This window comes from Nocardia sp. NPDC056541, assembly GCF_042794235.1.
In the GTDB taxonomy this organism is placed as follows: domain Bacteria; phylum Actinomycetota; class Actinomycetes; order Mycobacteriales; family Mycobacteriaceae; genus Nocardia.
This window is the reverse complement of record NZ_JBHTUD010000006.1, coordinates 383,844-391,780: the sequence shown is the minus strand read 5'-3', so window position 1 is coordinate 391,780 and position 7,937 is coordinate 383,844. Positions and strand designations below refer to the sequence as shown.

7 protein-coding genes are annotated in these 7,937 nt (G+C 68.6%); 5 read left to right on the top strand and 2 right to left on the bottom strand.

The genetic code is table 11. The features are described 5' to 3' along the window. Positions 1 to 145 precede the first annotated feature (145 nt). From ACFQ9R_RS13785 to ACFQ9R_RS13765, 5 genes are all read left to right on the top strand, one after another. Positions 146 to 967 carry a crotonase/enoyl-CoA hydratase family protein gene (locus ACFQ9R_RS13785; RefSeq protein WP_378990787.1) on the top strand — a complete coding sequence of 274 codons (822 nt, stop codon included), beginning with the start codon at positions 146 to 148 and terminating at the stop codon, positions 965 to 967. An 88-nt stretch (positions 968 to 1,055) separates the two neighbouring features. Next, entirely contained in the window at positions 1,056 to 1,547 is a 492-nt protein-coding gene (locus ACFQ9R_RS13780; protein ID WP_378990785.1) for a MarR family winged helix-turn-helix transcriptional regulator, read from the top strand. Further along, complete coding sequence (locus tag ACFQ9R_RS13775; protein ID WP_378990783.1) at positions 1,544 to 3,316, top strand: MDR family MFS transporter; 1,773 nt, start codon at positions 1,544 to 1,546, stop codon at positions 3,314 to 3,316. Before ACFQ9R_RS13780 ends, ACFQ9R_RS13775 begins: the two co-directional genes overlap by 4 nt. Before the next feature lie 7 nt (positions 3,317 to 3,323). Beyond that, entirely contained in the window at positions 3,324 to 4,574 is a 1,251-nt protein-coding gene (locus ACFQ9R_RS13770; RefSeq protein ID WP_378990781.1) for a sensor histidine kinase, read from the top strand. Further along, on the top strand, positions 4,562 to 5,221 hold the full coding sequence (locus ACFQ9R_RS13765) for a response regulator transcription factor (RefSeq protein WP_378990780.1): 660 nt from the start codon (positions 4,562 to 4,564) through the stop codon (positions 5,219 to 5,221). The genes ACFQ9R_RS13770 and ACFQ9R_RS13765 overlap by 13 nt, the downstream gene beginning before the upstream one ends. Here the strand turns inward: ACFQ9R_RS13765 and ACFQ9R_RS13760 are convergent. Together ACFQ9R_RS13760 and ACFQ9R_RS13755 are read right to left on the bottom strand one after the other, a co-directional pair. Then, on the bottom strand, positions 5,191 to 6,699 hold the full coding sequence (locus tag ACFQ9R_RS13760; protein WP_378990778.1) for an alpha/beta hydrolase: 1,509 nt from the start codon (positions 6,697 to 6,699) through the stop codon (positions 5,191 to 5,193). The two genes, ACFQ9R_RS13765 and ACFQ9R_RS13760, sit on opposite strands and share 31 nt — an antisense overlap. Next, a complete protein-coding gene (locus ACFQ9R_RS13755; RefSeq protein WP_378990775.1) occupies positions 6,696 to 7,883 on the bottom strand; it encodes a serine hydrolase domain-containing protein in 1,188 nt (395 codons plus the stop codon). Before ACFQ9R_RS13755 ends, ACFQ9R_RS13760 begins: the two co-directional genes overlap by 4 nt. Between the last annotated feature and the right edge of the window lie 54 nt (positions 7,884 to 7,937).

Sequence of the window (7,937 nt, the reverse complement as noted above, 5' to 3'; positions counted from 1 at the left end):
TGCCCCATCGGCCCCCCCCCACCGCCCCGGTTCCCCCGGGGACGGCCGCGAACCCGGCCGCTGCGCGTCCGGCCCCTCCCTAAGGGTCGGGGGCGGGGGCGGGGCTGGGTGGGCGGCATGTTGGCGCGGTGGCAATAATCAGGGCATGAGTGAATGGAAGGCCTTTACCGTCGAGATCGCCGACAACGTTGCCCAGGCCACGTTGATCGGACCGGGCAAGGGCAATGCGATGGGACCCGACTTCTGGCGCGAGCTGCCCGAGGTCTTCGCCGAGCTCGACGCGGATCCGCAGGTACGGGCGGTGGTGGTGACCGGGGCGGGCAAGCACTTCTCGTTCGGTCTCGACCTGGCCGCGACCGCGGGCACGCTGGCTCCGGTGCTGGCCGACGACGCGAAGGCGGGGCCGCGCACGGAGTTCCTCAAGGAGGTCCGCCGGATGCAGGCCTCGGTGACGGCGCTGGCCGAGTGCACCAAGCCGGTGATCGCGGCGGTGTCCGGGTGGTGCATCGGCGGTGGTCTCGACCTGATCGCCGCTGCCGATATTCGTCTGGCCAGCGCGGATGCCAAGTTCAGCCTGCGTGAGGCGAAGGTGGCGATCGTCGCCGACATCGGTTCGCTGCAGCGCCTGCCCGGCATCATCGGCGAGGGCAATCTGCGGGAGCTGGCCTTCACCGCCAAGGACATCGACGCGGCCCGTGCCGAGCGGATGGGCCTGGTGAACGAGGTGTTCGCCGATCAGGAGGCCGTGCTGGCCGCCGCGCACGCGATGGCGCGCGAGATCGCGGGCAACCCGCCGCTGGTGGTGCAGGGCATCAAGGACGTGCTCGAGCAGCGGACCAGCCCGGCGATCGCCGACGGTCTGCGTTACGTGTCGACGTGGAACGCGGCGTTCCTGCCGTCGAAGGACCTGCCCGAGGCGATCGCGGCGGTCTTCGAGAAGCGCGCGCCGGAGTTCAAGGGCGAGTAAAGGCAGTTCAAACGGTTGCCACGGCGACCGTTCTGCCTACATACTTGCATCACACAACTAATTGATTGATGCAAGTAAAGGTAAACGTGTGAGTGAGAGTGAGCCCGCGATCGACGCGATCGCGATCCAGCTCGTGCGGCTGCACCGGCTGCGCGATCGGGCGATGGCCCAGATCAAGGACCACTCGGGGATCGACCCGGCGGGGTTCATGGTGCTGTTCCGGTTGGTGTGTGACGGGCCGATGCGCTCGGGCGCGCTCGCCGACGCGGTGCATTCGGACGCGTCGACGGTGAGCAGGCAGGTCGCGCAGCTGGTGGAGCGTGGCCTGGTGGTGCGCGCCGCCGACCCCGACGACGGGCGAGCCACCGTGCTGGAGGCCACCGACTACGGGCGCGAGACCGCCGACCGGATCCGGGCGCGGCGCCGGAATTCCATCGCGATCGTCACCGAGAACTGGTCCACCGACGATCGCGCGCTCTTCGCCGGGCTGCTGACGCGGTTCGTCGAGGACTACGACGCGGCCCGCCCGGTCCTGCTGGCCCAGCCGCCCGCACTGAGCACTACGGAGAACGTTTCGTGACGACAACCGCGGCCCCGGTGGAATCACCGGCAGGCTTCACCCATCGCCAAATCCTGACCATCCTGTCCGGGCTGATGCTCGGCATGCTGCTGGCCTCGCTCGATCAGACGATCGTGTCGACGTCCATCCGCACCATCGCCGACGACCTCGACGGCTACTCGCTGCAGGCTTGGGCCACCACCGCCTACCTGATCACCGCGACGATCAGCACCCCGCTCTACGGCAAGCTCTCGGACATGTTCGGCCGCAAGCCGTTCTTCCTGGCCGCGATCGGTCTGTTCATCGTCGGTTCGCTGCTGTGCACGCTGGCCACGTCGATGTATCAGCTGGCCGCGTTCCGCGCGTTCCAGGGTCTGGGCGCGGGCGGACTCATGTCGCTGGCGCTGGCCATCATGGGCGACATCATCGGACCCCGTGAACGCGCCCGCTACCAGGGCTATTTCCTTGCGGTGTTCGGCATTTCGAGTGTGCTCGGGCCCGTCCTCGGCGGGCTGCTGGCCGGGCAGGACACCATTCTCGGCATCACCGGCTGGCGCTGGGTGTTCCTGGTGAACGTGCCGCTGGGGCTGCTCGCCCTGGTGGTGGTGACCCGGGTGCTGCACCTGCCGCGCAAGCCGCACGCCACCCACCGCATCGACTTCGCGGGTGCGATCGTGCTCGCGGTCGGATTGGTTCCGCTGCTGATCGTGGCCGAACAGGGTCGCGAATGGGGCTGGAGCAGTAACTCTTCGGTGATCTGTTACGCGATCGGCGCGATCGGGCTGGCCGGCTTCGTCGTGGTCGAGAAGTTCATGGGGGACGCGGCGTTGATCCCGCTGCGGATCTTCGACAATGTGACGTTCGCGCTCGGCGTGGTGATCTCCTTCGTCGTCGGTGCGGCGATGTTCGGCGGCATGCTGCTGCTGCCGCAGTACCTGCAGGTGGTGCGCGGCGCCGGGCCGACCGAGGCAGGTCTGCAGATGCTGCCGATGGTGCTCGGGCTGATGACCGGTTCGATCGTCTCGGGTCGGCTGATCTCGAAAACCGGCCGCTACCGGGCATTCCCGATAATCGGCGCGATCATGCTGACGCTCGGATTGTTCCTGCTGCACCTGCTCGACGCCGACAGCCCGCTGTGGCTGGCGATGCTGTTCATGGCGGCCACCGGCTTCGGCCTCGGCAATCTCATGCAGCCGCTGACCCTGGCCTTGCAGAACGCGCTGCCGCCCAAGGACATGGGCGTCTCGACCGCGTCGGCGACGTTCTTCCGTCAGATCGGCGGCACCCTCGGCGCCGCGGTGTTCCTGTCGATCCTGTTCTCGCTGCTCACCCCGAACATCACCACCGAATTGCAGCAGTCGGCGGCGGACCCCGCCTACCAGCAGGCCGTGATCGAGGGCGCGCAGAGCACCAACCCGGCGGATGCCGCGCTGGCCAAGGGCCTGCTGGCGCACGACACGTCGGCCGCGGGCAAGGTCCTCCAGGACAGCTCGATCATCCAGCAGCTCGACCCCGAACTCGCCAAGCCCTTCCAGGTGGGCTTCGCCGACTCGATGTCGACGGTGTTCCTCGTCGCCTCCGCGGTGGCGTTGATCGCCCTGCTGCTGGTGCTGTTCTGGAAGGAAGTTCCGCTGCGGATGTCGGGGGGAATCCAAGCCGACGGCGATGCCAAGGCCGCCGAAGGGGTGGGTGCGCTGGTCGACACCGCCGCGCAGTCCGCCGCGTCAGCCGGGGACCCGCGCGACGGGGACGAGGGTGGTCGAGTCCGAGCGGGTGCACCCCCGGCATGATCATCGGGTGAGTCGATTCGGCAGCGGTGGTGTAGTGCGGCGGTTACGTCGTCTGCCCGCCGCTGTCGGCTATCTGCTGGTGGGCGGGCTGACCGGGGTGGCGTCGCTGTTCGCGGTGGTCGCGCTGGCGATCGTGGCGGCCGCGAGTCTGATCGGGATCGGGATTCCCGCGCTGCCGGAGGCGGTCAAGTTGATCCGGCCGCTGCTGGGGCTCGAACGGCGCAGGGCGGGCAGGTTGCTCGGCACGCCGATCGTGTCCGCCTACCGGCCGTTGACCGGCGACCTGCGTCATCAGCTCGCGACGCTGGCCGCCGATCCGGCGAATCGGCGTGATCTGGCCTGGCTGGTGCTGCACGCGATCATCGGATTGCCACTGGCCGCGCTGGCGGTGGCACTGCCGCTGAGCGCGGCGCAGCATCTCGCCGTCGCGAGTTATTGGAGTGCGCGGGCCGACGGCACGGTGTCCAGCGGCGGCATCGTCATCGATTCTTGGACCGCCGCCGTGGTGAGCGTGGCGGTCGGCATCGTCTACGGTGCCCTCGCACTGCGCGCGCCCGAGGCGGCGAACGCGCAGGCCCGAGTGGCAGGGGCGTTGCTCGCGCCGGACGAGAACGCCGTGCTGGCCGATCGGGTCGCCGAGCTGACCGTGACCAGGGCCGCCGCGTTGGACGCGCACGGTGCCGAACTGCGCCGCATCGAACGCGATCTGCACGATGGCGCCCAAGCCAGAATCGCGGCGGTGATCATGCAACTCGGACTGGCCGAGCAATGGCGCGACCGTGATCCCGAAGCCGCCGATCGGATGGTGCGGACAGCGCAGGACACGGCTTCGGCGGCCTTGGCCGAACTGCGCGATGTGGTGCGCAGCGTTTACCCGCCGGTGCTCTCGGATCGGGGCCTGAACAGCGCCGTCTCCGCGCTGGCCGCGCGCAGTCCGATCCCGTGCGTGCTCGAATCCAACGGCATCGCCCGGCGGCCGATGGCGGTGGAAGCCGCCGCCTATTTCGTGATCGCCGAGGCCATCACCAACGCGACCAAACACTCCGGTGCCGACACACTGTCGATCGAACTGGGTGGGCCGCCCGATCTGCTCACCGTCGAGATCCGCGACGACGGTATGGGTGGAGCGAGCGCGACCGACGGGGGTGGTCTGGCCGGCATCCGGCGCAGGGCCGAGGCGCTCGACGGGCAGATGACGCTGAGCAGCCCCGCCGGTGGGCCTACTGTGGTGCGGGTGGAGTTGCCGTGCGGGTCGTGATCGCCGAGGACGACGCCCTCCTGCGGGAAGGCCTCGTCCTGCTGTTGAAGACGGCCGGGATCGACGTGGTGGCCGCCGTCGACAATGCCGACGATTTCCTCGCCGTCGTCACCGCCGACCGGCCGGACGCCGTGGTGGTGGATGTGCGGCTCCCGCCGACCTTCACCGACGACGGCCTGCGCGCCGCGGTCCGCGCCAGGACCGTCCACCCCGGGCTGCCGGTGCTCGTGCTGTCGTCCTATGTGGAGGACAGTTACGCCTCCGAACTGCTCGGTGACGGTGGCGGTGGCGTCGGGTACCTGCTCAAGGAACGGGTCGGCAAGGTCGACCGGTTCCTCGAATCCCTGCACCGCGTCGCCGCCGGTGGCACCGCGATGGACCCGGAAGTGATCGCACAACTGCTGGTGCGCCGCAAGGTCGATGATCCGCTGTCCACGCTGACCGCCCGCGAACGCGAAGTGCTCGCGCTGATGGCCGAAGGACAGGACAACTCCGCCATCGCGGCACGCCTGGTCGTCACCGAAGGCGCTGTGCTCAAACACATTCGCAGCATCTTCGCCAAGCTCGGCCTCGCCGCCGACGAATCGGGCCACCGCCGGGTCCTCGCCGTACTGGCCTACCTGAACGCGCGCCCCGGATCGTCCTGACAGACCGGGTCGGTGTCGGGCAGCGTGCCGTCGCGAAGATAGGCGTTGACGGTCGTGTCGACGCAGGTGTTCGGGTAGTTGCCGTAGATCCAGTGCACCGCGACATCTTCCAAGGTCACCAGGCGTGACCCCGTCATTGCCCGGTGCATGACCCGCGCGCCCGCGTGGGTGGTGCGGGTGTCGTCGGTGGACTGGACGATCAGGCTCGGCACCGCATTGCCGATCACGGTCGGCTGCTCGACCGGGGGCGCCCAGAACGCGCACGGCGGGATGTTGTTCGCGAACGCGCCGAACAGCGGTTGATCGGCGCGGCTCGCCTCGATATTGCGCCAGTACCAGGCTGGATCGCGCGGTACTTCCACATCGCCGCACAGGACGGCCAACGCCGGTGAGTAGTCGCGTGGCCGCGCGGTGAGCATGAAGGCGAGCGAGGCGGCAAGCTCGGGTTCGGGCCGCACCTCGATGCCGTCGGCGGCATCGGCGAGTTGGCGGGTCTGGCGTGCCAGCAGCGGATAGTTGCGTGGGTCGTCGAGCCCGCGGTAGAGCACCATCGGCAGGCTGTGTTCGTCGACGGTGAACTCGCCGATCCGGATCGGCCGGTCGTTCGCGCGGCGGACCATGGTCTGCACGGTCGACCTGACCGCGGAACGGTCCGCGCCGAAACGGAACTCGCCGTCGTGGGCGGCCACCCAATCGGCCCATCGGTCGAATGCCGCCTCGTTGACCGGGCCCATGGCACGGATCATCCCGACCGATCCGTAGTGCTCGGGGTCGACGGCACTGTCGAGGACGAACCGGTCGCTGCGCTCGGGGAACAGCTGGGCGAAGACCGCGCCGAGGTAGGTGCCGTAGGAGGTGCCGAAGTAGCTGATTCGTTCCTCGCCGAGGGCGGCACGGATGACGTCCATATCGCGGGCGGTGTTGCGTGTGGTGATGTGGTGCAGCCGAGGTCCCTCGTTCGTCGCGCACAGCGCGGCGAGTTCGGCATGCTGGGCCACGCTTTCGGCGAAACCGACGCCATCGAGACCGGCGGATTCCAGCCCGAATCCGTGCTGCCAGCGGCAGTTCACCGGGGTGGAGCGGCCGATGCCGCGCGGATCCATGCCGATCAGGTCGTAGCGGTCACGGACGTCGGAGCTCATCGCCTCGCGCACGTCGATCATGAAGTCGAGACCGGGAGCGCCGGGGCCTCCCGGATTGGACAGCAGCACGCCGCGACGTTTCGCCGGGTCCGTAGCGGGCAGCCGCGAGATGGCCACGGTCATCGTTTCCGCCTGTGGCGCCGAGTAATCCACCGGCACCCTCACCTGCGCGCACTGGGCTCCCGCCGGATCGAGACGCGGATCATCGCAGGACTGCCAGGTCAGCGACTGATGGCGAAAACGATCGAGCGGGTCGACATCGGCCGATGCCGTGGTGGCGGTCAGCAATCCGGCGGCCGTCGCGGCGACCGCGACGGCCAGAATCGCGCGTTTCATGAGGCGCAGACCACGGTGTCGAAGGCCCGCTCGACAACCTCTGCCTGGTCCTTGTTGTGCGGCAGCTCGTTCACGGTGATGGTCACCGCGACGCCGTCGGCTGTGACACCGGTGCGGGTATCGAAACCGGGGATGCTGCCACCATGGGCGACGGTCTTCTTGCCGCACGAGGTGGTCTGCACGACCAGGCCTAATCCGTAACCGGCCGAAGGCATTCGGTCGAACTGCACCGTCTGCCGCATCTGTTCCAGCTGTGCGGCGGGCAGCAACTCACCGTCCAGCAGTGCGAGGAAGAAGCGGTTCAGATCCGAGCCGGTGGCGATCATCGCACCCGCGGTATCGCCCCATGAGGGATCGAAGTCGGTGAAATCGACACGGGCGCTGTCGATTTCCTGATAGCCGCGCGGGTGTGGTGTGCGCAGGCCGATGTCGCCGGGTGCGGGAAAGTAGGTGTCGCGCAAGCCGAGTGGCTCGATGATCCTGGTGGTGATCTCCGTGGCGGCGGGGCGGCCGGTGACCTGCTCGATCAGCATGCCGAGCAGGATGTAGTTGGTGTTGGTGTAGACCGAGCGGGCGCCGGGTTCGTGCCGCGGCGGCATCGTCATCGCGATGCGGACCAGCTCGCTGGGCGAAAAGTGGCGCAGGCGGATGACTTCCGGGTCTGGCTCGATCTGCTGCGTGCCGGGGTCGGCACGCAGGCTGGGATCGCCGCCGGCCAGATAGTCCGGTAGCCCGCTGGTGTGCTGGAGCAGTTGGCGCACGGTGATGCGGTTGCCATCGTTGCCACTGCCCTGCACGACGCCCGGTAGGTACCGCTCGACGGGACCATCGAGTTCGACCTTCCCCTCGGCGACCAACTGCATGACCACGGTCGCGACGAAACTCTTGGTGTTGCTGCCGATTCGGACGTATGCCCCGTCGGGAATCGGTGCGCCGGTCTCGATATCACCGACCCCCGCGGTGACGGTCTGTTCGCCGGCCGCGGTGGTGATCACAGCCTGGGCGCCGGGGAATCCGGCCTGCACCACCGATTCGAGCGCCTGCCGGATCTCCGGCCGACCCGGTTGCGCCGCCGTGGCGCTGTTCTCGGGGCCGCACGCGGTGACGGTGAGTAGTGCGAGCAGGCCGGTTCCGGCCGTGAAGGCACGCAGTGACTTGCTCGAAAAAGTGGTGTTGAGCTGCATGATTCGAGCCTAGGAACGAGCGGGCGCCGTGCCCATGCCGCGCACACCCGAATC

What these genes read in the sequence shown, in the direction of transcription:
- ACFQ9R_RS13785 (WP_378990787.1), top strand. Translation starts at nt 146, where the DNA reads ATGAGTGAATGGAAGGCCTTTACCGTCGAGATCGCCGACAACGTTGCC.
- ACFQ9R_RS13760 (WP_378990778.1), bottom strand. Translation starts at nt 6,699, where the DNA reads ATGAAACGCGCGATTCTGGCCGTCGCGGTCGCCGCGACGGCCGCCGGA.
- ACFQ9R_RS13755 (WP_378990775.1), bottom strand. Translation starts at nt 7,883, where the DNA reads ATGCAGCTCAACACCACTTTTTCGAGCAAGTCACTGCGTGCCTTCACG.